Origin of the sequence: Rhodococcus sp. 21391 (genome assembly GCF_016772255.1) — a bacterium.
Classification (GTDB): domain Bacteria; phylum Actinomycetota; class Actinomycetes; order Mycobacteriales; family Mycobacteriaceae; genus Rhodococcus_F; species Rhodococcus_F opacus.
The window spans coordinates 3,061,982-3,088,900 of sequence record NZ_CP063781.1 but is presented as its reverse complement, the minus strand read 5'-3'; the positions used below and the strand labels follow the sequence as shown (position 1 = coordinate 3,088,900).

Sequence of the window (26,919 nt, the reverse complement as noted above, 5' to 3'; positions counted from 1 at the left end):
GCACTTGTGTTACCGCGCGGGCTCCCGCCCGCGTTACAAGGAGACAGGTGAGATCCAGCTCGCCGTCAGATGTTCTCCTGTCTGCACGCTGGAGGACCACCCACCGGCCCTCCAGTCAGCGAGCGAAGCGCGGGTCGATCGGAGGCAGGGTGGTGGGGCCGAAGTTGTTCGCGATCGGCATCATCGCCGTGAACCAGGTGCGGGCCGGCTCGGTGCCGCCGAACAGGTTGCCGTCCCCACACGAGCGGAGTGGGCTGGTGCAAATCTGTCCAGGGGTCGGTGAGTCCCCGAATACGTAGACGCTGCCGGCCAGGTTGTTGGTGTACCCGATGAATGCCGACGACATGTGCGATTCGGTGGTCCCGGTCTTGCCGGACATCGGCAGCTTCCACCCGGCGGCCGCGGCCGCGGCCGACGCCGTGCCACCGGGCAGGTCGTCCTTGCTGAGCCCGTTGGACAGGGTGTCGGCCAGGCCGGGATCGATGACCTGCTCGCAGGCTTGCTGGGTGAGGGGGACCGGCCTGCCCTCGCGGTCGACGATGGAGTCGATAGGGGTCGGTGGGCACCACTTGCCGTGTGAGGCCAGGGTCGCGGCGACATTCGACAATTCGAGCGGATTGATCCACACCGGACCCAGGGTGAACGACCCCAGATTCTGGTCCTTCTGCATGTCGGCCAGGCTCTGGTCCCCGAACCCGGAGGTTCCCGGTTCGGTGTACGACCGCATGCCGAGGCGCACCGCCATGTCCACCGTCGCATCCACGCCGGTGGCCTGGAGAAGTTTCACGAACGCGGTGTTCGGGGACTGGGCGAGGGCGTCGGTGACCGACAGCGCCCGCGGATACGGGGCGGCGTTCTGCACGCAATAGGTCGCCGCAGGGCACCCGGGGGCACCGCCGTCGCCCATCCCGCGGGCGTCGAACCGCCCGGGCACGTCGAGGATCGCGTTGAGCCGCAAGCCCTTCTCCATGGCTGCTGCGGTGGTGAAGACCTTGAACACCGATCCGGCGCCGTGCCCGGACAGTGAATAGGGCAACTCCTGGACCGTCTCCGCGGCGGCTGCGTCCAGGCCGTAGTTGCGGCTGCCCGCCATGGCCAGGACTCGGTGTTGGTCCTGCCCGGGCTGCACGACGTTCATCACGCTCGCGATGTCCGGGAGTTTCGGGTCGGCGTAGGTGGACACCGCCGCCTTCACCGAACCCTGCACGGCCGGATCGAGGGTGGTGCGGATCAGGTAGCCGCCCTTTTCGAGTTGCTCCCGGGACAGCCCGGCGGTCTGGAGGTACTGCAACGCGTAGTCGCAGAAGAACCCGCGGTCGCCGGCGGCGATGCATCCGCGGGGCAGGTTGTTCGGTGTCGGGAGCACCCCGAGCGGCGTTTCCTTCAGGGCGCGGATCTCGGCGGCCCGGTCCGGAACATTCACGACCAGGGTGTCGAGAACGACATTGCGGCGCTCGAACACCCCCTCGGGGTTGGTGTAGGGGTTGAGCGCGGAGCTGGACTGCACCATGCCCGCGAGCATCGCCGACTGCGCCAGGTTCAGGTCCTTGGCGTCGATGCCGAAGTACGTGCGGGCGGCGTCCTGCACCCCGAAGGAACCGTTGCCGAACGGCACCAGGTTCAGATACCGGGTGAGAATTTCCTCTTTGGAGAGTTCCTGATCGAGGGTCATCGCCATCCGGATCTCCCGGATCTTGCGGACCGGCGTGGTCTCGATCGCGGCACGGCGTTCGGCGTCGGTCTTGGCAACCACGTGCAGCAGGTAATTCTTCACGTACTGCTGATTGATGGTAGAGGCACCCTGTTCGATCTGACCGCTGGTGGTGTTGGTGAAGAACGCCCGCATCGTGCCCTGCCAGTCCACCCCCTGATGTTCGCCGAACCGTCTGTCCTCGATGGAGAGAATCGCCAGTTTCATCTCGTTGGAGATCTGGTCGCTGGGAACTTCGAATCGGCGCTGGTCGTACAGCCAGGCGATCGGGTTCCCGGTGATGTCGGTCATCGTCGTCACCGCCGGCACCACTCCGTCGGCCAGTTCGGCCGAGGAATTACCGACGCTGTCGGCAGCACGGTTGGAGGCGTACCCCAGCCCGGCGGCGACCGGGAACATCACCCCGGCCAGCATCACCCCCGCGGCCACGGTGGCGCCGGCGAGTTTGAGAACGGTCCTGGAATGCAATTACGGCACCTCATTCCGACGGGGTGCACCGGAACGAATCTACCGGTGCTGGAACGATAATCGGGCCGCGCGGCACGGTCGGGGGAGAGGTGTGGCGCGCGTACCCGTGGCGGTCACGAGAGGGTGGCGGTGGCGTCAGATCCGATGATGGGACGGTAGCCGGTGCCCGTCGGTCACACCCGCAGCACACAGGTGCTGTTCCGCACGGACATGGGCGACTCGGCCGAGGTCGATGACGGTGCCCGGGCGCGGCCCGGCAGGGACAGCCGTGTGCCGACGGCACCGCGCCCCGGAGTGCGGCGCCGCGCGAGCGTCCCGACGAGATCTGGGAGGGTCTCGAGCACATCGCCCGCCGCATTGGTTTGACCGATCCGCACGACCATCCGCTCGGCGGCGATCACCGCCAGCACGGTGAGCAGCGCCGTGCGCCGCCGCGAGGATTGCCGACCGCCACACACAGGGCTCAAGGTAACACCGATAGCGCGTTCCCCAACGGGTTCCGGGGTCAGAGCATCAAAGGCGGTGAAGCGGTGGGCGATCCGCCACCGCTAGGGGAGGGCGGATCAGCGACCACGCCGAAACGGCCGGCCGAAACGTCACCGGAACCCGCGTGCGTCGATACGCTATGGCGGACACACACCGACAGAACGGTCAGGAATCGAGAAGAGCCCGCCCTCGCGCGCACAAAGCGTGGTTGCTGTCATCGCCGACGAGGCGGTCGCCGATGACCGCCGTAGCCCGAGGAGACGAACATGAGCCCCACGATCCGCAGCCTGGTGATCCCCGTGTCCGACCTGAACGCCGCCAAGGCGGTCTACACCGCGCTGCTCGGCGCACCTCACACCGACGAGTCCTACTACGTCGGGTACAACGTGGACGGCTTCGAGGTCGCCCTGAATCCAGGTGACGAGACCGCCGGACCGGTTGCCTTCGCCGACGTCGAGGATCTCGACGCGACACGCGAAACCCTGCTTGCCGCCGGCGCAACCGAGCGCACCGCGCCGCGTCACGTCGCACCCGAGACACGGATTTGCGTGCTCGCCGATGCCGACGGAAACCCGTTCGGGCTGCGCGGCCGATAGACGTCGGCGTTGCCGGGCGCGAGCGGCGGCGCGGTCTCCGGTGGCTAGTTCGTCGAGGAGATCGAGATGGTGGTGCTGTGACGCCGAGCAACACGCACAATGTTGAGCGTTCGACGCTCAATTCTTCGCCTTGACCTCGATTTCTCCCTGGGGGAAAATTGAGTCGATAACACTCAAGTTCGGTGGGTGTGATGCCGAACGATCGGCGGAAGCACCACACCCACCCGGTGTGGTGCTGGAGGCGGTCATGGCTCGCGCGGTGGGTATCGATTTGGGGACCACGAACTCGGTGGTGTGCGTGCTCGAGGGCGGCGACCCGAAGGTGGTCGCCAACTCGGAGGGTGCGCGCACGACCCCGTCGGTGGTGGCATTCGCGAAGAACGGTGAGGTGCTGGTCGGCCAGCCCGCCAAGAACCAGGCAGTGACGAACGTGGACCGGACGGTGCGCTCGGTGAAACGGGAGATCGGCACCGACTGGCATGTGGCGATCGACGACAAGAAATACAGCGCGCAGGAGATCAGTGCCCGGGTGCTGATGAAACTGAAGAGGGACGCGGAATCGTATCTGGGTGAGGACATCACCGACGCCGTGATCACCGTCCCCGCGTACTTCGAGGACGCCCAGCGTCAGGCCACGAAGGAAGCCGGCCAGATCGCCGGTCTCAACGTCCTGCGCATCGTCAACGAGCCCACCGCGGCCGCCCTGGCCTACGGCCTGGACAAGGGCGACAAGGAACAAACCATCCTGGTCTTCGACCTCGGTGGCGGCACCTTCGACGTCTCGCTGCTCGAAATCGGTGAGGGCGTCGTCGAAGTCCGGGCCACCTCCGGTGACAACCACCTCGGTGGTGACGACTGGGACGACCGGATCGTGAAGTGGCTCGTCGACAAGTTCAAGGCTCAGAACGGCATCGATCTGACCAAGGACAAGATGGCCCTGCAGCGTCTCCGTGAGGCCGCGGAGAAGGCCAAGATCGAACTGTCCTCCTCGCAGAGCACGTCGATCAACCTGCCCTACATCACCGTCGACGCGGACAAGAACCCGCTGTTCCTCGACGAGCAGCTGTCGCGCAGCGAGTTCGAGAAGATCACGTCCGATCTCCTCGACCGCACCCGGGCCCCGTTCCAATCGGTGATCAAGGACGCGAAGATCGCCGTCAAGGACATCGACCAGGTCGTGCTCGTCGGTGGTTCCACCCGTATGCCCGCCGTGACGAATCTGGTGCGCGAGCTGACCGGCGGAAAGGAACCGAACAAGGGGGTCAACCCGGACGAGGTCGTCGCCGTCGGCGCTGCCCTGCAGGCCGGTGTTCTCAAGGGCGAGGTCAAGGACGTGCTGCTCCTCGACGTCACCCCGCTGTCCCTCGGCATCGAGACCAAAGGTGGCGTGATGACCAAGCTCATCGAGCGCAACACCACCATCCCGACCAAGCGTTCCGAGACCTTCACCACCGCTGACGACAACCAGCCCTCGGTGCAGATCCAGGTGTTCCAGGGTGAGCGTGAAATCGCCTCGCACAACAAGCTGCTCGGCTCGTTCGAGCTCGCGGGGATTCCGCCGGCCCCCCGTGGGGTGCCGCAGATCGAGGTCACCTTCGACATCGACGCCAACGGCATCGTGCACGTGACCGCGAAGGACAAGGGCACCGGTAAGGAGAACACGATCAAGATCCAGGAGGGCTCGGGCCTGTCCAAGGAGGAGATCGACCGGATGATCAAGGACGCCGAGGCGCACGCCGCGGAGGACGCCCAGCGCAGGGAGGAAGCGGAGGTCCGCAACCAGGCCGAGTCGCTGGTATACCAGACCGAGAAGTTCATCAAGGACAACGAGGACAAGGTACCCGCCGACGTCAAGGAGAAGGTCGAGTCGTCGATCGCGAATGCCCAGGAGAAGTTGAAAGGCAGCGATGTCGCGGCGATCAAAACGGCCATCGAAAAACTGGCCACCGACTCGCAAGCCTTGGGCCAGGCGATCTACGACGCGCAGGCGAAGGACTCGGCCGCCCCCGGCGGGGGGAACGGGTCCTCTGAAGGCACCGATGAAGTCTTCGACGCTGAGGTGGTGGACGAACCTGGACGGGAGGACACCCGATGAGTAGCAGCGAGCGCCGTAACGGCGACAAGCCGCCGCGGGAACCGATCTCGATCACCGACAAACGCCGCGTCGATCCGGAGACCGGCCGGGTACGTGGGCACACCCCGAGCGAGCCTGTCACCCCGACCCCACAACGGGAACCCGACCCGACCACGCCGGACGCCGAGATGCACCCTGGTGACCGGACCGATCGAACCGCGGGCGAAGACCCTGATCGAGTGACGGAGTTGACCGCCGACCTGCAGCGGGTGCAAGCCGAGTACACCAACTACCGACGCCGGATCGAACGCGACCGGCACGCGGCCGTCGAGGCCGCGACGGCGTCGGTGGCGGCGAAATTTCTCGGGATCCTCGACGACCTCGACCGCGCCCGCGAGCACGGCGACCTCGAAAACGAACCACTGCGTGCGATCGCGGCCAAGCTCGGTGCAATCCTGAGCGGCCTGGGAGTGGCCGCATTCGGCGAAGAGGGCGAGCGCTTCGATCCCACCCTGCACGAAGCGGTCCAGCACGAAGGCACCGGGGGTGATCCCGTTGTAGACCGGGTGCTGCGCCGCGGCTACACATTCGGTGACCACAAGGTGCTGCGGACCGCGACGGTCGCCGTCGTCGAGGGGGTGGCCCCGCCGGGAAATGTCACGGGCACGGCACCGGCCGGCGATTCCTGAGACGCCGACCGACAGCCTGACGGTGCCGGTCTCGGAGCGCACGGCGCTCTCGCGCAGCGGCCCCGCGAAGGAAGGAGGATGCCAAGTGTCGCAGCAGGAATGGTTCGTCCGTGACTTCTACGCCGCCCTGGGTGTCCCTTCGACGGCGTCGGCCGAAGAGATCAAGAAGGCGTACCGCAAGCTGGCGCGGGAGCTGCATCCGGACGCCAACCCGGACAACACCGAGGTGGAGGAACGATTCAAGAAGGTCAGCGAGGCGCATGCGGTGCTCTCGGACCCCGCCAAACGCAAGGAATACGACCGCATGCGCAGGCTGTACCGATCCGGGGCGTTCACCGGGACGGGTTCTCCTCCGCGCGCCGGGTCGGGCGGCTTCGACTTCGGGGACCTGTTCGGGAGCGGTTCACCCTTCATCGTGGGCGATCCTCTGGGCGGGGTCGGTGACGTGCTCGGGGACCTGTTCCGGCGCGCCGGAACCCGAACTGCGTCGGCCCGGCCGAGGCGGGGCAGTGACGTCGAGACCGAGACCCGGCTGTCGTTCCGGGAGGCGGTCGCCGGGATGGTGTTGCCGCTGCGGGTGAGTGGGCCGATGGTGTGCACCAGCTGTCACGGCTCCGGCACACGACCGGGAACCCGGGGCACGGGATCGATCGTCGACGCCCCGTGTCCGGACTGCCAGGGCGCCGGGATCGGGGACCGCACCCGCACCATCTCCGTCCATGTTCCGCCCGGGGTGAGCGACGGGCAACGCATCCGGCTACCGGCGCAGGGCGAACCTGGTCTCGGCGGGGCGCCGTCGGGGGACCTGTACGTCACCGTGCGCGTGGACCCGGACCCGGTGTTCGCCCGCAGCGGCAATGACCTCACCGTTACCGTTCCCGTGTCGTTCGCCGAACTAGCCTTGGGGACAATGCTGTCCGTGCCCACCCTCGAAGGTCAGGTCAGTGTGAAGATCCCGCCGGGCACCCAGTCCGGGAGAACGTTCCGGCTGCGCGGACGCGGGGTGCCCCACCGCGGCGACGCGGCGGGCGATCTGCTGGTCACCGTGGAGGTCTCGGTCCCGCCCGATCTCGGCCACGAAGCCGCTGAGGCGCTGCGGGCGTACGCCCGCGCAGAGGAAACAGGCGGATTCGACCCCCGCGCCGGCTGGGCCGACGGTAAGTGATGTCGGGAACGATAAACCGGGCATGCACCCCAATACGGTGCGGGTGCTGCGAGAGGACCTCGGGATCGACATCTCCGACCAGCATCCCCGTCACCTCGACGCACATTCAGCCGAGGGTGAGCTGGTGGCGGTGGAAGTCGAAGTGCAGGCCAGGGTAGCGGTAGAGCTGTTCGGCGGTCATGTAGTCGTCGAAGAACGGATCCCAGCGGACTGGAAAGTACATGCCACGGTGCAGGTTCGCGTCCGTCTCCCGAGCCAAGGAACGTTGCAGCGACGCAATGAGGCGGTCGAAGTGGCGGCCCATCCGGCGTCGGTTGTAGACGCGCGCCGCCAGGGCGGAGCCTCGATAGTTGACCTCGTCGAAGACTGGGGTGGCGGCATCGAGCGCATGCGCGAACCGTCGGCTCGCCCCCTCAGGCAACCAGGAGAACATCCGGATCAGCAGGAGCAGCCGGCGAACCACCATGTAGCCGAAGACCATGTGGAACAGCAGCTGCTCGTTGGTCCACCGGGTACCGGACGAACGCCGCGAGAGCTCGACGGAACTCGCGGCGTCGAGCAACTCGTGCAGCACGCTGCGGGCGCGCTCGAGGTCCGCGGCGATCGCGGCACGATCGACAGGTGGCTGCTCGGACATGATGCTCCCCAACTGATTCGGAAGGTCAGCCGGCGACGGGGGAGCGGCGTTCGAGGACGACGGTGTCGCGCCAGATGCCGTCGAGTTGGGCGATACGTTCGCGGACACCGAGGGTCCGGAATCCGGCGGAGTGGTGCAGGGCGATGCTGGCACGGTTCTCCGGGAAGATCGAGGTCTGCAAGGTCCACAGCCCGGCCTCGTCGGCGGCGATCACCTGGGTGCGCAGCAGGACTTTGCCGACACCGCGCCCGCGCATCTCGTCGGCGACGTAGATCGAGTTCTCGGCCACCCCGGCGTAGCAGGCCCGCCCGGACGTCGGGGACAAGGCGGCCCAGCCGACCACGACGTCGTCGATCTCGGCGACCCACCGATGCCCGGGAAGCCATTGCGCGTCCAGGGTTTCCCGGGCGGGGACTTCGGTGGTGAAGGTGGCGTTGCGGGTGGCGATGCCCTCGCCGTAGATCCGGCGCACCGGCTGCCAATCCTCGTTGCGCATCGGGCGAACCGTGACGTCTTGGGGCATGTCGTCCGGGCAGCAGGGGCGCGCGGTCAGCACCCCCATCACTGCGTCGGCGGCGTGCGGCAGACCGGTGCAGCAGGACGGGTTGACCATGACCACGGTGCTGGTGCCGTTCTTGTGGACGGACAGGAACCCGACATCGGCGAGCCTGCGCACGTGGTGCGAGACGGTGGGCTGGCCGATGCCCAGTGCCTCGGCCAGCGCGCCAACGGTGATCCCGGCCGGGCGGGAGGCGACCTGATGCAGCAGCCGCACCCGGGTGGGATCGGCCAGGCAGGCGAACCACCCGGCGTAGGTCAGCGCGTCCTCCGGCGCCAACGCATCCACCTGATCGGCGCCGGGGGTGTGGACGGCCGGCGTGTCCAGGGAAGTCATGCCCTTCACTATATCGATATTGATCGATGGTTGCCTTCATTGACACGCATCGATACTCTCTGGGATCAGAGGATCGATAAACATCGATGGAACGATGATCGAGATGAGCACCTTGCCCGTAGTCGTCGTCGGCGGCGGACCGATCGGCCTCGCTGCCGCGGCGCAGCTGTGTGAGCGCGGCCTGACCCCGCTGGTCTTCGAACGCGGCGGCCGGCGCGGCGATCTCCGAGTGGAACCACGTGCGGCTGTTCTCCAGTTGGGCTGAGCTGATCGACCCGGCCGCCCGCCGCCTGCTCGACACCACCGACTGGACCGCCCCTGACGACGACGCGTACCCGACCGGCCAGGACTGGACCGACAACTATGTGCAACCCCTCGCCGCCGCCCTCGGCGACATCGTGCAGCTGGGCACCGAGGTGATCGGCGTGGCCCGCCGCGGCCGGGACCGGGTCGTCGACGCCGGCCGCGACACCGAACCCCTGTCCGTGCACATCCGTCGCGCCGACGGCACCGAGGACCGCGTCCTCGCGCAGGCTGTCATCGACGCTTCCGGCACATGGGGCACCCCCAATCCGCTCGGTGGTGAAGGCCTGCCCGCGCTCGGCGAGCGCGCCGCCACCGAGGTCATCGAGTACCGGGTCCCGGACGTCGACGACCCCGAGGTGCGGGACCGGTACGCGGGCAAGCGCATCGTGATCGCCGGCAGCGGCCACTCCGCGCTCACCGCGATCGTGGCGCTGGCCGATCTGGAGCCGCAGGCCCCGGGCACCCGGATCAGCTGGGTGCTGCGCCGCGGCGACGTCGGCTCCACCTTCGGCGGCGGCGACGACGACGAGCTGCCCGCGCGCGGCGCCCTCGGCCTACGCGCCAAGCGGGCGGTCGACGAAGGACTGCTGACGGTGGTTCCCGGGTTCCGCACCGCCACCATCGAACCCGACGGCGGCAGCGGCCGGGTGGCGTTGATCTCCGACACCGGCGCCCGCATCGAGGACGTCGATCAGTGGTGGTGCTGACCGGATTCCGGCCCGACCTGTCCTGGCTCTCGGAAATCCGCCTCGGCTTGGATCCGGTGCTGCAGGCCCCGGTCGAGTTGGCGCCGCTGATCGACCCGAACGTGCACTCCTGCGGCACCGTCTACCCGCACGGGGTCGCCGAACTGTCCCATCCGGAGCCGAATGTGCCTGGTCGGGATGAAAAGCTACGGCCGCGCCCCGACGTTCCTGGCGATGACCGGGTACGAGCAGGTCCGCAGCATCGCCGCCGCCCTGGCCGGCGACCACGACGCCGCCGCCCGCGTCGAACTCACGTTGCCCGAGACCGGCGTCTGCGGTGGCGCCGGGGTGCCTGCCTGACCGCGCCCGGTGCCGCGGCTGATCGAACGGGGGCTCCGTCCCGTCTCCGGCCGCTCAACCGGCATCCCGCAATACCGGCGCCTAGTTCTGCGGCAGGTGCGTCCAACTCGAAGTTGGTTCGTCTGAAGAAGCGGACTCTCACTCACCAACGGGTGGGAGCACACCTTCCGAGAGGAACTTCCGATGACCACCCACCCGATTACCCGCCCCGCCCCTTACCGGTTCAGGGGTGTGCGATGAGCGCCCCGGCCGTCGTGGTCGAAGATGTGCACGTCGCCTACGGCACAACGTGGGCTCTCGACGGCGTCGACCTGGTGGCCGCCGCCGGGACCACGCTCGGGGTGCTCGGCCATAACGGTGCCGGCAAGACCACCCTGATCCGCACCCTCACCACCCTGGTGCGGCCCACCATCGGCCGCGTGCAGATCGAGGGCCTGGACGTTGTCGCCGACGCCACCGAGGTCCGTCGCCGGATCGGGGTGACCGGCCAATACGCCGGGCTCGACGAATTCCTCACCGCCCGGGAGAATCTGGAGCTGATCGGCCGCCTGACCGGGCTGCGGCGCACCGCCCGAGCGCGGGCCGACGCGTTGATCGACCGGCTCGGTCTGGACGAGTACGCGGCTCGGCGGGTCGGGGAACTCTCCGGGGGCTCGCGCCGCCGGATCGATCTGGCCGCCAGTCTCATCGGATCCCCGTCGGTGCTTTTCCTGGACGAGCCGACCACGGGCCTGGACCCCCTCGCCCGCGCCGGGCTGTGGGACGTCGTGGACGAGCTCACCGAGGCGGGCACCACGGTCGTGCTCACCACCCAGTACCTCGAGGAGGCGGACCGGCTCGCCGACCACATCGTGGTCCTCAGCCGGGGCCGGGTCGCCGCCCGCGGCACCCCGACCGATCTGAAACGGATCGTCGGCGGCAAGGTCGTCAGCGCGACCGTTCCCGCCCATCAGCTCGCCGCGCTGCCGTTCATCCCGGACACCGACCGGGTCGACGACAACCGGGTTCGGGCGTCGGTCACCGTCGACGACGCCCCCGCCGCGATCGCGCTGGTCGCCGACCTGCACGACCGCGGCATCGAGGTCACCGACCTGGACGTAGCTTCCCCGAGCCTCGACGACGTCTTCACCCACCTCGCCCACAGCACCGGAGCCCACAAATGACCACCATTCGCACCACGGCCGAGCGGTCCCCGATCGGGGACCAGCTCGCCGCGCTCACCGTCCGGAACCTGCGCACCAGCTCGCGTGTTCCGCAGCTGTTGATGTTCTCGCTGACCATGCCGATGGCGATGCTGGTGCTGTTCAGCCAGGTGTTCCGCAGCGTCGCGGCCGGACCCGGCTTTCCGGCCGGGGTCAGTTACATCGTCTTCCTCACTCCGGCGATGCTCGCCGTCTCCACCGTGATGGCCGGCACCAACGCCGGAGTCTCCGCCGCGATCGATCACACCAACGGTGTGCACGACCGCTTCGCTGCCCTGCCGATGCGGGCGGCGTTGCCGGGGGTGGCCCGCACGATCAACGAGGCCGTCTTCACCCTCGCCCGGGCTGCGTTGCTCGGGATCGCCGCCGTGGCTTTGGGTTTCGAGTTCCACGGCACCGCAGGTGATGCCGTCGCCGCGGTCATCGTGCTGGTGGTGCTGGCCGGGGCGATGAGCGCCCTGTTCGGGCTGATCGGGGACCGGCTCCGCCGCCCGGACGTCGTCCAGTTCGCCGGGATGATGGTGATGATGCCGCTGATGTTCGTCTCGAGTGCGTTCGCGCCGATCGAGACCATGCCCGGCTGGATGCAAGCCATGGCCACGGTGAATCCGGTCGCGCACGCCACCGACGCCCTGCGCGGCCACGTCCTCGGCACCGCCACCGCCGGCGACACCGCCGCAGCCCTGGTCGCGGCGATCGGGTTGTGGGCGGTGGTGACCGCCGTGCCCGTGCTGACCCGCCTGGTTCGGGCGGCACGCACCCGCTGAACGACGAACCCGCCCTGCCCATCCCGCAACGGGAGGGGCGGGGCGGGTTTGGTGTGCGCCCTCCTGGTCCGGAGCCGGGCACTCTTCTGGCCCCTACCCCGGTGGAGTGGGGTAGAGGCTGGGAGAGCGCTGTGGTCAGCGGATGCGCCCGGTGCGGGCGTCGACGGCGCTCATGCGGCGGCGTCGAGCAGATGCAGTTCCTCCGCCACGATCAGATCGACCTCTTCGCTGGTCAGACCCGACAACAGATGTGTGGTCAGCATCGCTCTCACCTCCTCACCGCGCTTCTACTGGTACGTCGAACCGGAGAACCCGGAATCGACATCGACACCCATACAGACGAGGAACTTCGGATTCGGACGCACTGCGTCCGATCGCGGTCACTGTCGTCCGTACCTCTGGAAGGACCCGGACCCGAGAGGTCGCCACCGCGCCTCGGGGCGAGGATCCTGTAAGACGGAGAGGAACCACAGATCATGAACGAGGACACGGCCACCACCGCGACGACACCAGCGGATCTCGACCAGCTCTGGCGCCGCTTCTCGAGCGACTTGCGGGCCTTCATCGCCCGCCGGGTCTCGCGTCCCGAGGACGCCGACGACATTCTGTCGATCGTGTTCCTGCGGATGGCCAAGAGCCTGGACAACCTGCGCGAGCAGGACCGCCTCCTCGGCTGGATGTATGCGATCACCCGCAACGCGATCACCGACTACTACCGGTCCGCGCCCCATCGCCGCGAGCTGGCGGTCGATATCGTCCCCGACAACCCCCTCGACGGTGAACCGGACGCCGACGAGACGGCGGAGAAGGAACTCGCCTCCTGCCTGGTACCGATGCTCTCGAGGCTGCCCGCCGAGCAGGCCGCGGCGGTGAAGATGGTCGACCTCGACGCCCGAACCCACGCCGCGGCCGCCGGGGAGGCCGGGATCTCGGTGTCCGGGATGAAATCCCGGGTCCAACGCGGCCGCGCTGCCCTCCAGTCCCAATTGCACGCCTGCTGTCAGATCAGCCAGGACCGGACCGGTCACGTGCACGACTACCAGCCTCGCAGCGGATCCTGCGCCTGCGGAGCCACACCCACGGATGGCCGGTAGACCGGAGCATCGGCTCTGCTGACAGCGATCGCACCGCCATCACATACAGACGGCGGTGCGGTGCGAGCCCATCTTCGCTCGCACCGCACCGCCGTTGTTGCCGAACTAACGGCTACTGGCAGCCGCATCCGCCGCCCGCCGTCGCCGCCGGACCGCAGCACGTCGACTTCTCACTGTGATCGCAGCAGGTGGCTTGTCGTTCGGTGCTGCAACACGTGGGCGCCGCAGCCTGAGGGGTTGCGTCCGTCCGATCCGTCGACGGGTTTTCGAACTCATTGGGGTTGGTCATGGTGACTCCTCGATCCGTGGGGATGGGTACCAGAACAGACGAAGGAGATCGAGGATGGACGCACTGGCCCCTCGGCAGTAGCCGGTCAGGTGAGCACAGCAGCGGGTGCACCGCCCGGTGCGCCGGTGACGGCATACACGGCGCCGTCGGCGTAGGCGGTCACGTACAGCGTGCCGGCGGTGTCCGGATCGACGAGCAGGAATCGGTGGGGTCCGAACGACCCGGAGGTCGAGTAGTCCGCGCCGGAGACGGATAGCAGATCGCCGTCCGCGACGTCCCACAGGTCTCCGAACGGTCTACGGCCGAAGAGTCAATGCCGAGCGTCGTACTCGCGGGACGGTCGGTCACGGGTGGGGTGCTGGGAGCCGAGTGGTCGGCGCTCACCGCGGTGGAGTCGCTTGGTGTGCCTTCGTCGGTCCGTTTCCGTCATGCCACCCCACACACCATAGGGTTCACCCACCGCGAGTGCGTGATCGCGGCACTGTTCGAGCACGGGGCAGGGCAGGCAAATCTGCCGGGCCTGTGCTTCGCGCCGGTTGCGGGCGTGGCCGCGTTCAGCGTCGGGTGAGAAGAACACTGCCAGATCGTTACCACGGCACGCGGCACGTGCCTGCCAGTCACCGGAATCGCGTGTGACGTTGTCCCTGCGGGTGGGGGAATCGTCGAGGGGCGGAGGATGCGGCATCGTGTTCATTCGAACACCGCCGGCGTCGTGGGCGCCGCACGTTGCGGAGGGACCGCAATGCGAGGTTCCTGCTGCTCTCTCCGGCCGTCAACGGCCGATGGCCTGGACAGGACGTGCTCGGCCGCGTTGGCCACGCTGGCGTGGTTGCGGCGGGCAATGTCGAGGAGAGCATCAAAGGCGGCATCCCGGCTGCAGCCATAGTGCTCGGCCAGGAGTGTTGCCGCGGCGGACAGTTGCGGTGCCCGCGCGTTGTCCGAAGGGTCCCGTCCGTCTGCGGCAGCGGTGTCAGTGGGCATGGAGAGTCCTTTCGCTGCGTACGCGGTCCAGGCGGCATGGGCGGCCACGCATCACCGCCGGCGCGGCGGGTTCTCTCTCCAGAGTCGTCGGCGAGACGATCAGAGAACACCGACATTCACCTAGTCGTACCTAGGCGCGTGGTACGACGAGATTCAGCATCCGGCCACGATGCGCCACGCGTTGCAGTTCACCGACGCCGTTCGATACGGCGAGTCTCGGCGATCGCCGTGCTGGTCGACTCGGCGGAAACGACTCGTCCGGCGGTGGTCGGGGGCCGACACCGCCGATGATTGTCGGTGTCGACGAGGTGACCAACGGGACGGCGCCGTCAACACCTGGATGCTGGGCCGCAACCGGGTGGGTTGACGCAGAACCGACAACGGTCAGCCGGTGCACCGGGGCCGGATCCATCGTGCTGACACCTCGTTGCGTGGCGACCGAAAGTCCGCACACCGACTGCACATTCCTCACCGGTGTCTGTCGACGACGCGCCCAGACAGTCGTCGATCCACATGCGGGTGGACCGGTGCGACCAGGACATAGGTCAGACTCCCGATGATGGGCACCGGGTTGACGGTGTCGCTGTCCCACGTTGCCGTCTGATCGGGAGTTGGCGGGGAGTGCTTCAAGTTCAGGGGCGGAGAGTACGGCCTCGACGCAGCCCGCTGACGCACAGGGGTAGGTCGTCATGAGGTCGATGGCGACCGCCACGCACCATGCGTGATCCTCGGGCCACCACAGATGCGCGCTCGTTTCGCGAGCGGTGATGCGGCCGGGTTTGGTGCGTGCCCATTTCTGGACGAATGGCGCGGTACGAGCTGATCGAGCTGCAACGGCAGTGGATGGGCCTGAGCTGACCCACGTGCCACGGCGACGGAAGACCGCACCTTGCGACTACCTCACACACCAGTCGTCGCGTTCGGGAGATACGGGATCTGCACTGCCCGAAACCCGAGCTCGCTGATGGTGGCCCGTGCTCGGCCGCACCTCCTCGACCTCGGACCCGCTATGGTGCCGCCCGGTCGGAAGTCGAGACGGTGCTGATCACGCTGTTGCGTGCGGCGTGAGCGTTGGGTGAGGGGCCGCCTCCGAGTGGGTCAGTCGCGGATGACGGCGTCGGCCTCGATCTCGATGAGCAGGCCGGGGGCGATCAACGCGCTGACCTCCAGGATCGTAGTGGCGGGACGGATTTCGCCGAAGACCTCGCCGTGAGCGATGCCGGCCTCTTCCCACCGGCTCATGTCGGTGAGGTACATGCGGGTGCGGATGACATCGGTCGTGCTCGCGCCGGCCTCGGTGAGTGCTGCCCCGATTCGGCGCAGTGCCTCCCGGGTCTGTTCTCCGAGATCGTCTCCACCGACGGGACCGTCGGGGCCTGAGGCTGTGGTGCCTGACACGGACACGAGCTGGCCGATCCGCACGGCTCGGGAATAGCCGATCTTGGCTTCCCACTCGGAACCGGACGAGACGTTGTTTCTGTTCGACATGAGCGACATTGTCGCAAGCGCCGATCCGGCGCTCACCAGCGCGGTCGTACTCGACGGTCCGGTCTCCTCACGGGTCGAAGTCTTGACACCGGTTAGAACAAATGTTCGCATGTACTCATGAGGTGGGATGGGCAAGCGGTCGACGCCGACGACGGTGCATTGCCGGGGCTGGAGCGCGCCGGGCTCGTGCGCAGCGTGCAGACGCCCGAGTTCGACGGCATCACCTTCCACGAGGTGCTCTGCAAGAGCGCGCTGAACAAGATGCCCGAGGAGTCGCAACTGCCTTTCCGCTTCACTGTCAACGCTTTTCGCGGATGCTCACACTCGTGTCGCTACTGCTTCGCACGGCCCACCCACGAATACCTCGACCTCGACGCGGGCCGCGATTTCGACAGTCAGATCGTCGTGAAGACCAACGTCGCGGCGGTGCTGCGCAAGGAACTGGGGCGTAGGTCGTGGAAGCGGGAACACGTCGCTCTCGGCACCAACACCGATCCCTATCAGCGAGCGGAGGGCCGGTACCGTCTGATGCCCGGCATCATTCGGGCGCTGGCCGAATCCGCCACTCCGTTCTCGATACTCACCAAGGGGACGTTGTTGCGGCGCGACCTCCCGCTGCTGACGCTCGCAGCCCAGCAAGTGCCGGTGAGCATCGGCGTGTCGCTGGCGATCCACGATCCCGACCTCCAGAAGTCGATCGAGCCGGGCACGCCCTCGCCGAAGGCGCGCCTCGATCTGATCCGGGCGATCACCGACGCCGGACTGCCCTGCAATGTGATGGTGGCCCCCGTCATTCCCTTCCTGACCGATTCGGTACGGCATCTGGACGGTCTACTCGAATCGATCGCCGACGCCGGCGCCTCGGGTGTGACCGTCTTCCCGATGCACCTGCGGGGCAGCACCAAAGGCTGGTTCATGAACTGGCTGTCGACGGAGCATCCCGCGCTCGTCCGTCAGTACCGGCAGTTGTACGGGCGGGCGGCCTACGTTCCGCCCGAGTACAAGTCGTGGCTGAAGCAGCGAGTCGACCCACTCGTCGACCGGTACGGTCTGGGCGGCGGGGCGAACCATCGGGAGGCCGGGCGCACCGAGGCCGTCGAGTCCGATCGCGGTGAACTGGTCGGTGTCGGTCGTCCCGGACCGGCGCTCACTCTGTTCTGACGTGAACGGTCCGTCTCGGCTCGTACCATTCGGCGCCGGCAGGTTCTCCCGCCATGTTCCAGCTCCACGAGATGGTCGGTGCGATGCGCACGTAGAGACCGGGACCGACCATTCCGTCCCGTTCCACCGGCTGATCGGCCGTGCCGTAGACCCGGATGGATCGCGCGACGAACGGCTCGAACGACACCAGGTCGTCGACGACCAGCGACACCTTGTCGTTCCCGGCCCGGATGTTCCGGAACTTGCGGGTACCGGTGACGGACGGTCCGGAACCTCCCACCCAGAAGTCCGTTCCGTCGAACTCGAACGCGAGTGGAACCACGTCGGGTTGCCCGTCTGCGCCCACGGTGGCGACGCGGGCGATCGGCTGCGACCGCAGGTAGGCGATCTCTTCGTCCGTGAACGACATGGAAACTCCTCGAAGTCAACCGATGTTCCTGCGTCGACACTAGCCAAGCGGACGAGTAACGCTCTCCGCATTCCCGGAGACAAGGGGAGAGGGGTTCGCCCGACGCACAACGACCGAGGAGCGCCATGCCTGTGGGAAATCTGGTTGTCCGATCGGCGGTGGCGGGTTCGCTCGCCGCGGCCGCACTGCTCGGTGCACCGGCCGCCGCCGCGGCGGATACGGCGACCCTGACCCCCACCTACACGATCGGCCACGGTCTGAGCCCTGGCGACATCAGCGTGTGCGGAGGGCGGATCGACGCCCAGGCGTCGTCCGGCCACCCGGAGCCGCACGGGCCGAACTACGTGCTGTTGAAGACGTACTTCGTGGGCACCTCCCGGGTCTGCCTGGTCGACGGAACCCTGCACTGGCGCAACCTCGACACCGGCGCCTCCGGAACGAAGCAGTGGGCGTTGAGCGGATGGGACGGTCCGGGCGCACCGACAGCCGTGTACTTCGATCCGGGCCCCGGCCGGGTCGGCATCGAGATCACCACCAGCACCCCGAACATTCCGGGTCGGGGCGAGTTCACCGCGTCCTGAGCGTCGGTGCCGCGGGTTCAGGCGAACACGTTGTCCAGCCAGGACTTCCACGCGTCCTGCGACTTCTCCTGGTCGGCACCCGCGGCGAACAGGTGGTGCGCCGCGTCGACCGTTCCGCCGAAGGCGTTGCGGCCGTAGAACCGGTACAGCGCGTCGTCGGTACGGATGCCGATGAAAAGCGGCGTCAGATAGTCGACGACGCCGTCGACGACACCGAATCCGGGGACGTCGACGGACACGGCGGCGCCGGCGGCGGAGGAGTCGGTCAGGCCGAGCGCCCCGCGGAGGGTTGCCATCGCGTCGGGACCGGTGGACGTGTCCGGGCCGCCGGTCGTGATGTAGCCGGCCGCGCGGCCGGCGAAGTACTGGAGGTACTGGCCGAGGCTGTGGAGGTAGAACGTGGTGTGCTTGTCGGCGCCGTCGTACTGCGAGTCCCAGTCGTCGGTGAAGATGCCGCTGTGGACGTAGCGCAGCGTCGCGGTGCCGCCGTCGCGGGCGTCGATGAGGTATTCGAGGGCGTTGAACCAGCCGCCGGGACCTTCCTGGCGGACGGCGAACTTGTGCGGTGGCTCCCACGCGACGACGGTGGGGTCGTCGGGTCCCTCGCGGCCGACGCCGGGATCGAGGTCGGAGGGGAACATCCAGCCGCCGGTGCCGGTGGTGACGGCGGCGAACACGTCTTCCGGGGTCGCGTTCAGGACGACCTCGCGGCGAATCTCGAAGTTCTGGGACACGGCTAGCTCTCCTCGTGATGGTTGTCGGGTGACTTCGCTTGCGCGGGTGGTATTTTCAGGCTGGGATGCAGGGCGACGACGAGTCGGTGCCTGCGCCCGTTCGGGGCGTTCTCGTCGTGGTACCGGGCCACCAGCTGTTTCACGGATTCGCCGAGTTCGTCGGCAAAGGCGGACCGGTCGGCGGCGGACGCGAACCGGATCTCGCTGTCGATCGCGTAGGTGGCCAGCGGCTGACGCGCCGCGGTGGCGCCTGCGATCAGCTCGCCGACCTCACGCACCAGTCGCGCGGCCAGTGCCACCAGCCAGTGGGCCGACAATTGGTCCGGTGCCCGGTCGGGATCGGGCGCGAGTGCGGCGAATGCGGCGGGGGAGATGACGTACGACGCCGCCGTGGCCTGGAAGACCCGCTCGGTGACGTTGCCCTTCTTGCGTTCCTCGACGAGTTCGACGAGACCGTGCTCCTCCAGTGCCCGCAGGTGGTAGTTGGCCTTCTGCCGCGTCAATCCGACCGCGGCGGCGATGGAACTCGCCGACCCGGGTTCGGCCAGCGCCGCGAGCAACCGCGCCCGGACCGGGTCCAGGGAGATCTCCGCGGCGGCCGCGTGATCGATCACTGCTACGTCCAGCATGCGTCCACTGTCACACCGACGGTAAATTCTGTCAAGACAAAAATAATTGTCGGGTGTGGTCAGCGTAGCGCGGACGGGTTGTTCAGATCGCGCGCCGAATAGGTGTCGCAGGCCAGGACCTGACCCGTCCGGTACCCGGTGGTGAACCACTTCTGGCGCTGCTCCGAGGAGCCGTGCGTCCAGCCCTCCGGATTCACCCGGCCGCCCGCGGACTGCTGGATCCGGTCGTCACCGACCGACGAGGCGGCGGACAGGGCGTCGTCGATGTCGGTGTCGGTGAGTGTGTTCAGGAACGGCGGCCCGCCGTCGGGGCCCGGGAGGGTGTCGGCGTAGTGAGCCCACACACCCGCGTAGCAGTCGGCCTGCAATTCGGTTCGCACCGCGGCCGAGTCGGCGCCCCTCGGGTCGGCCTGCGCGCGGCCGATGTCACCGAGCTGGTTCTGGATGTGGTGACCGAACTCGTGCGCCACGACGTACTCCTGCGCCAGCGGTCCGCCGCTGGACCCGAAACGGTCGACGAGGAGCTGGAAGAAGCTGGTATCGAAGTACGCCGTCGAGTCCGCCGGGCAGTAGAACGGTCCGACCTCGCTGGTGGCGTTGCCGCAGCCGGTGTCGACCGAACCGGAGAACAGCACGACCTCCGGCGGCACGTACGCGGTGCCGGTCTGTTTCGCGAGTTCCTGCTCCCACACGGAGTCCAGACTGCCCGCGGTGAACACCACCCGGCAGTTCACGTCGCGGTTGGCGTCCGCGCCGGTCTCACATCCGGCGAGGCCGGCACCCGAATTCGGGCTGGAGGAATCCGTGGTGCCGCTGAGGCCGCCGAGCAGCGAGCCGGGATCGCCGCCGAGAAGCAGGGCGAGGACCAGCACGATCAGACCGCCGGCGCCGCCGCCCATCGCGAACTTTCCGCCGAGACCACCGCCGCCCCCGCCACCGACCGACACCCGGCCGGAGTCCATGCGGGCGCCCTCGTTGAAGGTCATGTGTCGTCGCTTTCTCTTCAATTTTCCGGTGTGTGCCGATCCAGCCTCGCACGTGAAGCGGGTATGCGTTTCCGCTCACGCACAGTGTCTCCGTAGGATCTCAGCCAACGAAGTAGCTTGCCCCATGTTTCGAAAGGAATCCCGTGCTGCGCACACATCTCGCCGGTTCATTGCGAGCCGAGCAGGCCCAGCAGACCGTAACCCTCACCGGTTGGGTTGCCAGGCGTCGTGATCACGGCGGGGTGATCTTCATCGATCTACGTGACGCGTCGGGTGTCTCCCAGGTGGTCTTCCGGGAGGGTGCCGCCGCCGAGCAGGCTCACCGGTTGCGCGCGGAGTACTGCGTCAAGGTGACCGGTGTGGTCGAGGTGCGTCCCGAGGGCAACCAGAACTTCGAGATCCCCACCGGGGCCATCGAGGTCAACGTCACCGACCTCGAGGTCCTCAACGAGAGCGCGCCGCTGCCGTTCCAGCTGGACGATCAGGCCGGTGAGGAAGCGCGCCTGAAGTACCGCTACCTGGACCTGCGCCGTGAGGGACCCGGTCACGCCATCCGGTTGCGGTCCAAGGTCAACGCCGCGGCACGCGCCGTGCTCGCGCATCACGAGTTCGTCGAGGTCGAGACACCCACGTTGACGCGGTCGACGCCGGAGGGCGCCCGCGACTTCCTGGTTCCCGCGCGACTGCAGCCGGGCAGCTTCTACGCGTTGCCGCAGAGCCCGCAGCTGTTCAAGCAGCTGCTCATGGTCGGTGGCATCGAGCGCTACTACCAGATCGCGCGCTGCTACCGCGACGAGGACTTCCGCGCGGACCGCCAACCCGAGTTCACTCAGCTCGACATCGAGATGAGCTTCGTCAACCAGGACGACGTCATCCTCCTCGCCGAGGAGGTGCTGTCGTCGCTGTGGAAGCTGGTCGGGCACGAGATCAAGACGCCGATCGCGCGGATGACCTACGCGGAGGCGATGCGACGCTACGGCTCCGACAAGCCGGACCTGCGTTTCGGTGTCGAACTGGTGGAGTGCGCCGAGTTCTTCAAGGACACTACGTTCCGGGTCTTCCAGCAGGAATACGTCGGCGCGGTGGTCATGCCCGGCGGTGCGAGCCAGCCGCGTAAGCAGCTCGACGCCTGGCAGGAATGGGCGAAGCAGCGCGGGGCCAAGGGCCTGGCGTACGTGCTCGTCGGCGAGGACGGCACGCTCGGCGGACCGGTGGCCAAGAACCTCACCGACGCCGAACGCGAGGGGCTCGCCGCGCACGTCGGCGCGAAGCCGGGCGACTGCATCTTCTTCGCCGCCGGCACCACCAAGTCGTCCCGTGCGCTGCTCGGCGCCGCGCGCGGCGAGATCGCCCGCAAGCAGAACCTCATCGACCCGGACGCGTGGGCGTTCGTGTGGATCGTCGACGCACCGCTGTTCGAGCCGACCGCGGACGCCACCGCGAGCGGCGACGTCGCGCTCGGCTACAGCGCCTGGACGGCGGTGCACCACGCGTTCACCTCGCCCAAGCCGGAGTCTTTCGACACGTTCGACACCGACCCGGGTTCCGCGCTCGCGTACGCCTACGACATCGTCTGCAACGGCAACGAGATCGGTGGCGGCAGTATCCGTATCCACCGCAAGGACATTCAGGAGCGAGTGTTCAAGGTGATGGGCATCTCCCACGAGGAGGCCGAGGAGAAGTTCGGCTTCCTGCTCGACGCGTTCGCATTCGGCGCCCCGCCGCACGGCGGCATCGCGTTCGGCTGGGACCGCATCACCGCCCTGCTGGCCGGTGTCGACTCGATCCGTGAGGTCATCGCGTTCCCGAAGTCGGGCGGCGGCGTCGATCCCCTGACCAGTGCTCCGGCTCCGATCACCGCGCAGCAGCGCAAGGAGTCCGGGGTGGACGCCAAGCCGGAGCCGAAGGGCGAGGCCGCGGCGGCCAAGCTCGACGCACCCGCAGCCAAGTAGGCGGGCCCGCCGGCGCGATCTGCCGGCGGGACTCGATTGACCGGACGATGCGGAACAGCCGGGGGACACCATGTTGCACCTGCGAGTGATCTGTCCGGCCGAGCACACTGAGGACGTCCTCGGTGTGCTCGCCGCGGAGCCTGGCGCCACCCACGTGGTGGTGCTGCGCGCTGCCGCGATCGACCCTGCCGGTGACGCGATCCAGACCGACGTGGCCCGCGAGGCCGCGAACGACGTGATCGACGCGCTCGAGGCCCTGGGAATCGACCGCACCGGTGCGATCACGGTGGAGCCCGTCGACACGGTGCTGTCGAAATCCGCACACGACGCGGAGAAGGCGGCTCCGGGTGATCCCGCGGACAGCGTCGTGTGGGAGGAACTGGTCAGCCGGACGCGCGAGGAGTCGACCCTCAACGGCACGTTCCTCGCGTTCCTCACCATCGCCTGCCTGCTGGCCGCGGTGGGGGTGGTGACCGACTCGCCGATCACCGTCGTCGGGGCCATGGTGGTGGGGCCGGAGTTCGGTCCGCTCGCCGCACTCGCCGTCGCGCTGATGAGGCGCAAGCTCGGTCTGGCCCGGCGGTCGCTGATCGCCCTGCTCTTCGGTTTCCCGTTCGCGATGGTGGCGACGCTGGTCGCGACGCTGCTGATGGAGCGGGTCGGCTGGATGGAGTTCGAGAGCATCGAGTCCCTCGACCAGGTCGATTTCATCTACCGGGTCGGACCGCTCTCACTGATCGTCGCGCTCCTCGCCGGCGCGGCCGGCATGCTCGCGCTCGTGTCCGCGAAGTCGGCGGCACTCGTCGGGGTCTTCATCTCGGTCACCACCGTTCCCGCGGCGGGATTCGCCGTCGTCGCGGTCACCGTGGGCGAATGGCGCGTCGCGGCGCTGGCGGCGCTCCAACTCGGCGTCAACATGGTGGGCATCGTGATTGCAGGCGTTCTGGTTCTGGCACTGCGATTGCGCAGCGGCGGCGATCCGCGCCGGCTCCTCGAACAGGCACGGAAAGAGCGCTCGCCGGCACAGAGGCGGAGGGCCTGATGATCGTCTCACCGCACGACGGCGCGGGCTACGACGAACTCTTCGACGACGGCGGCGACGTCCGGGAACCGTGGGCGGAGTTGGCGCAGGACTTCACCGGCGGCGGGCCGGACTCCGTCCGCCGCCTGCAGTCCCGCATCCGGCTTCTCGTCGACAATCACGGGATCACCTACAACCCCCTCGACGGGTCGGACGCCCCGACCGCGCCGCCGCGGTGGGAGATCGACGCGGTCCCGCTGATCGTCGCGGCCGAGGAGTGGGAGCAGCTCGCGGCGGGCTTCGTGCAGCGCTCTCGCCTCCTCGACGCGGTCCTCGCCGATCTGTACGGACCGATGGCGCTCGTCCGGAGCGGCGCAGTGCCGGCCCGCACGGTGTTCGGGCACCCGGGTTACGTCCGTGCGGCGCACGGCATCACGGTGCCGGGCCGCCATCAACTGTTCCTGCACGGACTCGACGTCGGCCGCGGGGCGGACGGCACCTTCCACGCGCTGCGCGACCACACGCAGTCCCCGGCAGGCGCCGGCTACGCGATGGCGGACCGCCGCGTCGTCGCCCGGGCGATGCCCGGCATCTACGAGACGGTGGGCCCGCGCCCGCTGTCCTCGTTCGCCCAGTCGATGCGGCTCGCGGCAATCGATGCCGCCCCCGCGGGCACCGAGGACCCCCTGGTCGTGGTCCTCAGCCCCCGTACCCGGTCCGAGGCGGCATTCGATCAGGCGTATCTCGCGACAGTCCTCGGCTTCCCGCTCGTGGAAAGCGCCGACCTGGTCGTCCGCGACGGCCACGTGTGGATGCGCTCCCTCGGCAATCTGGAACGTGTCGACGTCATCGTCCGGCGGGTGGACGCCGACCTCGCCGACCCGCTCGACCTGCGCCCCGACTCCCGGTCCGGCGTGGTCGGGCTCGTCGAGGTGCTGCGCCGGGGAGCGGTGACCGTCGTCAACCCCCTCGGCAGCGGAATCCTCGAGAACCCGGCCCTCACCCGGCTGCTCCCGGACCTGTGCCGTCGTCTCTTCGACGAGGACCTGCTGCTGCCGTCCGTGCCGAGTTTCTGGGGTGGCGACCGGTCGGAGCTGTCGCACATCCTCGCGAATGCCTCGTCGATGGTGCTGCGTGCGGTGCACGGGGGTTCGCCGATCGTGCCCGCCGAGCTCGGTGACGCCGACCGGGACACCCTGCTGGACCGGGTGCGGGCCGAACCCGAGCGGTGGGTCGGGCAGATGGTGCCGGACCCCTCGTATGCGCCCGCGGCCGACGGATCCGGGGACGTCTTCCTCGCACCGGTCGGGATGCGGCTGTTCGGTGTCGCGCAGCAGGTGGGATTCACCCCGATGGCCGGAGGTCTCGGGACGTCCCTGGTTCCCGGGGCCGAGCGCGGGGACCGGCGCCACGCCGGTGCGAAAGACGTCTGGATCCGGCTGGCCCAGCGCACCGCGTCCACCGATCCGGGGGACGGCGCCGACCGGGACGGGGAAGCCCTGCCCACGTATGCGGCGACGACGTCCGATCTGATGACGTCGCCGCGCGCACTGACCGAACTGTTCTGGATGGGCCGGTTCGCCGAGCGCGCCGAGGGTGCGGCGCGCCTGATGACCGCCGTCGGCGAGAAGTACCGCGACTACCGCCTGCGACCGTGGCTCGCGGGCGGGGGAAGCCTCCCGATCCTGCTGGACACGGTCCTGCGGGTCGCCGACGCCGGGAACCGCCCGGAGGGGCCCGGTCACGGCGCCGACTCCGGCTCGGATCCGGCCGCCGACCAGCGGCGGGTGCGCTCGGAATTCCGTTCGCTGACGATCGACCCCGACCGGGACGGGTCTCTCGCGCACGCGGTCCGCGGCGTCGAGCAGGCCGCGCGGGCCGTGCGCGGGCAATTGTCGAACGACATCTGGGCCGTCCTCAGTTCCGTCGAACGCGCGCTCGGACAGGTCGCCGCCGACACGGTCGACGACGGGTCCGTGCTGTTCGAGGCGCAGTCCGCGGTGCTCGGCGGGATGCTCGCCCTGTCGGGAGTCGCTGCGGAATCGTTGGTCCGCGACACCGGCTGGCACGTCATGGACATCGGCAAACGGATCGAACGGGCATCCACCCTGATCGCGCTGGTGGAGTCCACGCTGCGACGGAAGACGGATCCGGCGACCGAGCGGGCGGTGATCGAATCGCTTCTCGTCGCCACCGAGAGTTCCGTCGTCTACCGCCGCCGCAATCGGAGCATCCGCCCGGCCGCCGTGGCCGAGTTGCTGCTGTTCGACGTGAAGAACCCGCGGTCGCTGGCGTTCCAGCTCGAGGCGCTCCGTGCGAATCTGGCCGCACTGCCGGACGCCTCGGGTGCGTCGCGTGCGGAGCGGCTCGTCGAGGAGATGGTCAATACCGTGCGACGCGTCGACCCCGCTCGACTCGAATCGGTGGACGCGAACGGGTCCAGGAAGGAGCTGGGTGGGCTGACGACCACGATGCGCGCACTGCTGAGCGAACTGTCCGACGTGATGCTGAAAGGTCAGCTGTCGCTGCCGGGTGGCACCCAGCCGCTGTGGGGCAGCGGGACGACGTGGAGCGCCTCGCAGGGAGGGGTTCCCGCATGACCGACGCGTCGCCCCGTACGGACGAGGCAGCGGAACGGCCGGTGCTGCGCCGATACAAGATCACCCACCGCACCACGTACACGTACTCGGGGCCGGTGTCCTCGTCGTACGGCCGGGGTTACCTCCTGCCCCGTGACACCGAGGAACAGCGGTGCGTGAGTTCGATCGTCGACATCTCGCCGGTGCCCGCGGACCGCTCCACCGGGTCCGACGTCTACGGCAACCGGGACCTGTACTTCCAGGTGAGCGCGCCGCACGAGGAACTGGTCGTGGCGGCCGAGTCCGAGATCGAGGTGTACGGTCCGGACAAGACCAGGCTCGCCGCCGCACCGGCGAACGCGCCGTGGGAGTTGTCCCGCCCCGTGGGAACCGAGGGGGCGATGGCGCAGGAGTTCGTGCTGGACCTCGAACCCCCCGAGATCAGCGATGCGGTCCGCGAGTACGCGGCGCCGAGTTTCCCGCCGAAACGGCCCCTCGTCGACGCGGTGGTCGATCTCACCACGCGCATCCACCGCGACTTCCAGTACAAGTCGGGCTCGACGTCGATCTCCACGCGTGTCGCGGAGGCGCTGGAGAAGCGGTCGGGGGTGTGCCAGGACTTCGCCCGGCTCGCCATCGCCTGCCTGCGGTCGCGCGGACTCGCGGCCCGGTACGTGTCCGGTTATCTTGCGACGCAGCCGCCGCCCGGCAAGGAACGGATGATCGGCGTCGACGCGACCCACGCCTGGGCGGCCGTGTGGATGCCGGGGGACCGGTGGCTCGCTTTCGACCCCACCAACGACCAGCTGGTCGACGAGCGGTACACCGTGGTCGCGTGGGGTCGGGACTACGCTGACGTGCCGCCCCTGCGGGGTGTCATATACACAGAGGCACGAAACAGCACCATTGCGGTGTCGGTTGACGTGGCGCCGATGGAAGTGCTCGCGCCGGATCAGCCGAAATGCTGAAATTC

The 26,919-nt window shown here is 68.4% G+C and carries 24 protein-coding genes and 1 pseudogene; 14 read left to right on the top strand and 11 right to left on the bottom strand.

The features are described from left to right. Positions 1–115: 115 nt before the first annotated feature. Both GO592_RS14465 and GO592_RS14460 read right to left on the bottom strand, forming a co-directional pair. Positions 116–2,179, bottom strand: a complete 2,064-nt coding sequence (locus GO592_RS14465; protein ID WP_007295922.1) for a transglycosylase domain-containing protein — start codon at positions 2,177–2,179, stop codon at positions 116–118. 173 nt (positions 2,180–2,352) lie between these two features. Then, positions 2,353–2,637 carry a hypothetical protein gene (locus GO592_RS14460; RefSeq protein WP_007295921.1) on the bottom strand — a complete coding sequence of 95 codons (285 nt, stop codon included), beginning with the start codon at positions 2,635–2,637 and terminating at the stop codon, positions 2,353–2,355. Between the two features lie 294 nt (positions 2,638–2,931). Here GO592_RS14460 and GO592_RS14455 point away from each other — a divergent pair, with 294 nt between their 5' ends. From GO592_RS14455 to GO592_RS14440, 4 genes are all read left to right on the top strand, one after another. Next, positions 2,932–3,261, top strand: coding sequence for a VOC family protein (locus GO592_RS14455; RefSeq protein ID WP_005568901.1), 330 nt, complete (start codon positions 2,932–2,934; stop codon positions 3,259–3,261). Between the two features lie 247 nt (positions 3,262–3,508). Then, the gene (gene dnaK / locus GO592_RS14450; RefSeq protein ID WP_005568902.1) at positions 3,509–5,356 is read left to right on the top strand and encodes a molecular chaperone DnaK; all 1,848 of its coding nucleotides are present in this window, start codon (positions 3,509–3,511) and stop codon (positions 5,354–5,356) included. Then, positions 5,353–6,024, top strand: coding sequence for a nucleotide exchange factor GrpE (gene grpE / locus GO592_RS14445; protein ID WP_007295919.1), 672 nt, complete (start codon positions 5,353–5,355; stop codon positions 6,022–6,024). The genes dnaK and grpE overlap by 4 nt, the downstream gene beginning before the upstream one ends. 85 nt (positions 6,025–6,109) lie before the next feature. Continuing rightward, positions 6,110–7,189: a DnaJ C-terminal domain-containing protein gene (locus tag GO592_RS14440; RefSeq protein ID WP_007295918.1), complete on the top strand. Its 1,080-nt coding sequence runs from the start codon at positions 6,110–6,112 to the stop codon at positions 7,187–7,189. A 106-nt stretch (positions 7,190–7,295) separates the two neighbouring features. Here GO592_RS14440 and GO592_RS14435 read toward each other — a convergent pair whose 3' ends face one another. After that, positions 7,296–7,826, bottom strand: coding sequence for a DinB family protein (locus tag GO592_RS14435; RefSeq protein WP_007295917.1), 531 nt, complete (start codon positions 7,824–7,826; stop codon positions 7,296–7,298). Between the two features lie 25 nt (positions 7,827–7,851). Continuing rightward, positions 7,852–8,721 (bottom strand): helix-turn-helix domain-containing GNAT family N-acetyltransferase, encoded by an 870-nt coding sequence (locus GO592_RS14430; RefSeq protein WP_007295916.1) that lies wholly within the window; start codon positions 8,719–8,721, stop codon positions 7,852–7,854. Positions 8,722–8,824: 103 nt separating this feature from the next. On the opposite strand from GO592_RS14430, the pseudogene GO592_RS14425 reads away from it, so the two are divergent. The 4 genes and pseudogenes from GO592_RS14425 to GO592_RS14410 all read left to right on the top strand — a co-directional run bounded on the left by GO592_RS14425 (position 8,825) and on the right by GO592_RS14410 (position 13,136). Beyond that, positions 8,825–10,073: pseudogene (locus GO592_RS14425) on the top strand (NAD(P)-binding domain-containing protein). 236 nt (positions 10,074–10,309) lie between these two features. Then, positions 10,310–11,236 (top strand): ATP-binding cassette domain-containing protein, encoded by a 927-nt coding sequence (locus GO592_RS14420; RefSeq protein ID WP_007295915.1) that lies wholly within the window; start codon positions 10,310–10,312, stop codon positions 11,234–11,236. Next, a complete protein-coding gene (locus GO592_RS14415) occupies positions 11,233–12,042 on the top strand; it encodes an ABC transporter permease (RefSeq protein ID WP_202715186.1) in 810 nt (269 codons plus the stop codon). Before GO592_RS14420 ends, GO592_RS14415 begins: the two co-directional genes overlap by 4 nt. 476 nt (positions 12,043–12,518) lie before the next feature. Beyond that, positions 12,519–13,136, top strand: a complete 618-nt coding sequence (locus GO592_RS14410) for a sigma-70 family RNA polymerase sigma factor (RefSeq protein ID WP_007295913.1) — start codon at positions 12,519–12,521, stop codon at positions 13,134–13,136. A 599-nt stretch (positions 13,137–13,735) separates the two neighbouring features. Here GO592_RS14410 and GO592_RS14405 read toward each other — a convergent pair. From GO592_RS14405 to GO592_RS14395, 3 genes are all read right to left on the bottom strand, one after another. Further along, entirely contained in the window at positions 13,736–14,110 is a 375-nt protein-coding gene (locus GO592_RS14405; protein ID WP_005574257.1) for a WhiB family transcriptional regulator, read from the bottom strand. 5 nt (positions 14,111–14,115) lie between these two features. Further along, complete coding sequence (locus GO592_RS14400; RefSeq protein ID WP_005262351.1) at positions 14,116–14,406, bottom strand: ANTAR domain-containing protein; 291 nt, start codon at positions 14,404–14,406, stop codon at positions 14,116–14,118. Between the two features lie 1,098 nt (positions 14,407–15,504). Beyond that, positions 15,505–15,903 carry a RidA family protein gene (locus tag GO592_RS14395; protein ID WP_039950491.1) on the bottom strand — a complete coding sequence of 133 codons (399 nt, stop codon included), beginning with the start codon at positions 15,901–15,903 and terminating at the stop codon, positions 15,505–15,507. Between the two features lie 108 nt (positions 15,904–16,011). Between GO592_RS14395 and GO592_RS14390 the strand changes: the two genes are divergently transcribed. Then, entirely contained in the window at positions 16,012–17,055 is a 1,044-nt protein-coding gene (locus GO592_RS14390; protein ID WP_007295911.1) for an Rv2578c family radical SAM protein, read from the top strand. On the opposite strand, the gene GO592_RS14385 is transcribed toward GO592_RS14390, so the two are convergent. Continuing rightward, a complete protein-coding gene (locus GO592_RS14385; protein ID WP_005574251.1) occupies positions 17,042–17,464 on the bottom strand; it encodes a PPOX class F420-dependent oxidoreductase in 423 nt (140 codons plus the stop codon). The two genes, GO592_RS14390 and GO592_RS14385, sit on opposite strands and share 14 nt — an antisense overlap. 125 nt (positions 17,465–17,589) lie before the next feature. Between GO592_RS14385 and GO592_RS14380 the strand changes: the two genes are divergently transcribed. Next, positions 17,590–18,045, top strand: a complete 456-nt coding sequence (locus tag GO592_RS14380) for a hypothetical protein (protein ID WP_039950489.1) — start codon at positions 17,590–17,592, stop codon at positions 18,043–18,045. A 17-nt stretch (positions 18,046–18,062) separates the two neighbouring features. On the opposite strand, the gene GO592_RS14375 is transcribed toward GO592_RS14380, so the two are convergent. From GO592_RS14375 to ypfJ, 3 genes are read right to left on the bottom strand one after another with little or no spacing between them, the layout of a single operon-like run. After that, complete coding sequence (locus GO592_RS14375) at positions 18,063–18,779, bottom strand: SRPBCC family protein (protein ID WP_007295909.1); 717 nt, start codon at positions 18,777–18,779, stop codon at positions 18,063–18,065. Positions 18,780–18,781: 2 nt separating this feature from the next. Beyond that, entirely contained in the window at positions 18,782–19,408 is a 627-nt protein-coding gene (locus tag GO592_RS14370) for an ArsR/SmtB family transcription factor (protein ID WP_007295908.1), read from the bottom strand. A 59-nt stretch (positions 19,409–19,467) separates the two neighbouring features. Continuing rightward, entirely contained in the window at positions 19,468–20,394 is a 927-nt protein-coding gene (gene ypfJ / locus GO592_RS14365; protein ID WP_007295907.1) for a KPN_02809 family neutral zinc metallopeptidase, read from the bottom strand. A 143-nt stretch (positions 20,395–20,537) separates the two neighbouring features. On the opposite strand from ypfJ, the gene aspS reads away from it, so the two are divergent. From aspS to GO592_RS14345, 4 genes are all read left to right on the top strand, one after another. Then, entirely contained in the window at positions 20,538–22,346 is a 1,809-nt protein-coding gene (aspS, locus tag GO592_RS14360; RefSeq protein WP_007295906.1) for an aspartate--tRNA ligase, read from the top strand. A gap of 70 nt (positions 22,347–22,416) precedes the next feature. Beyond that, positions 22,417–23,388, top strand: coding sequence for a DUF389 domain-containing protein (locus tag GO592_RS14355; RefSeq protein WP_007295905.1), 972 nt, complete (start codon positions 22,417–22,419; stop codon positions 23,386–23,388). Then, entirely contained in the window at positions 23,388–25,967 is a 2,580-nt protein-coding gene (locus GO592_RS14350; RefSeq protein ID WP_007295904.1) for a circularly permuted type 2 ATP-grasp protein, read from the top strand. The genes GO592_RS14355 and GO592_RS14350 overlap by 1 nt, the downstream gene beginning before the upstream one ends. After that, on the top strand, positions 25,964–26,914 hold the full coding sequence (locus GO592_RS14345) for a transglutaminase family protein (protein WP_007295903.1): 951 nt from the start codon (positions 25,964–25,966) through the stop codon (positions 26,912–26,914). The genes GO592_RS14350 and GO592_RS14345 overlap by 4 nt, the downstream gene beginning before the upstream one ends. The last annotated feature ends 5 nt before the right edge of the window (positions 26,915–26,919 follow it).

Coding starts and splice junctions, on each gene's coding strand:
- GO592_RS14400 (WP_005262351.1), bottom strand. CDS start 14,406: ATGCCCACTGACACCGCTGCCGCAGACGGACGGGACCCTTCGGACAAC.
- GO592_RS14415 (WP_202715186.1), top strand. CDS start 11,233: ATGACCACCATTCGCACCACGGCCGAGCGGTCCCCGATCGGGGACCAG.
- GO592_RS14405 (WP_005574257.1), bottom strand. CDS start 14,110: ATGCCGCATCCTCCGCCCCTCGACGATTCCCCCACCCGCAGGGACAAC.
- GO592_RS14345 (WP_007295903.1), top strand. CDS start 25,964: ATGACCGACGCGTCGCCCCGTACGGACGAGGCAGCGGAACGGCCGGTG.
- GO592_RS14455 (WP_005568901.1), top strand. CDS start 2,932: ATGAGCCCCACGATCCGCAGCCTGGTGATCCCCGTGTCCGACCTGAAC.
- ypfJ (WP_007295907.1), bottom strand. CDS start 20,394: ATGACCTTCAACGAGGGCGCCCGCATGGACTCCGGCCGGGTGTCGGTC.
- GO592_RS14385 (WP_005574251.1), bottom strand. CDS start 17,464: ATGTCGTTCACGGACGAAGAGATCGCCTACCTGCGGTCGCAGCCGATC.
- GO592_RS14390 (WP_007295911.1), top strand. CDS start 16,012: ATGAGGTGGGATGGGCAAGCGGTCGACGCCGACGACGGTGCATTGCCG.
- GO592_RS14350 (WP_007295904.1), top strand. CDS start 23,388: ATGATCGTCTCACCGCACGACGGCGCGGGCTACGACGAACTCTTCGAC.
- GO592_RS14435 (WP_007295917.1), bottom strand. CDS start 7,826: ATGTCCGAGCAGCCACCTGTCGATCGTGCCGCGATCGCCGCGGACCTC.
- dnaK (WP_005568902.1), top strand. CDS start 3,509: ATGGCTCGCGCGGTGGGTATCGATTTGGGGACCACGAACTCGGTGGTG.
- GO592_RS14395 (WP_039950491.1), bottom strand. CDS start 15,903: ATGTCGCTCATGTCGAACAGAAACAACGTCTCGTCCGGTTCCGAGTGG.
- GO592_RS14355 (WP_007295905.1), top strand. CDS start 22,417: ATGTTGCACCTGCGAGTGATCTGTCCGGCCGAGCACACTGAGGACGTC.
- GO592_RS14420 (WP_007295915.1), top strand. CDS start 10,310: ATGAGCGCCCCGGCCGTCGTGGTCGAAGATGTGCACGTCGCCTACGGC.
- GO592_RS14380 (WP_039950489.1), top strand. CDS start 17,590: ATGCCTGTGGGAAATCTGGTTGTCCGATCGGCGGTGGCGGGTTCGCTC.
- grpE (WP_007295919.1), top strand. CDS start 5,353: ATGAGTAGCAGCGAGCGCCGTAACGGCGACAAGCCGCCGCGGGAACCG.
- GO592_RS14430 (WP_007295916.1), bottom strand. CDS start 8,721: ATGACTTCCCTGGACACGCCGGCCGTCCACACCCCCGGCGCCGATCAG.
- GO592_RS14410 (WP_007295913.1), top strand. CDS start 12,519: ATGAACGAGGACACGGCCACCACCGCGACGACACCAGCGGATCTCGAC.
- GO592_RS14370 (WP_007295908.1), bottom strand. CDS start 19,408: ATGCTGGACGTAGCAGTGATCGATCACGCGGCCGCCGCGGAGATCTCC.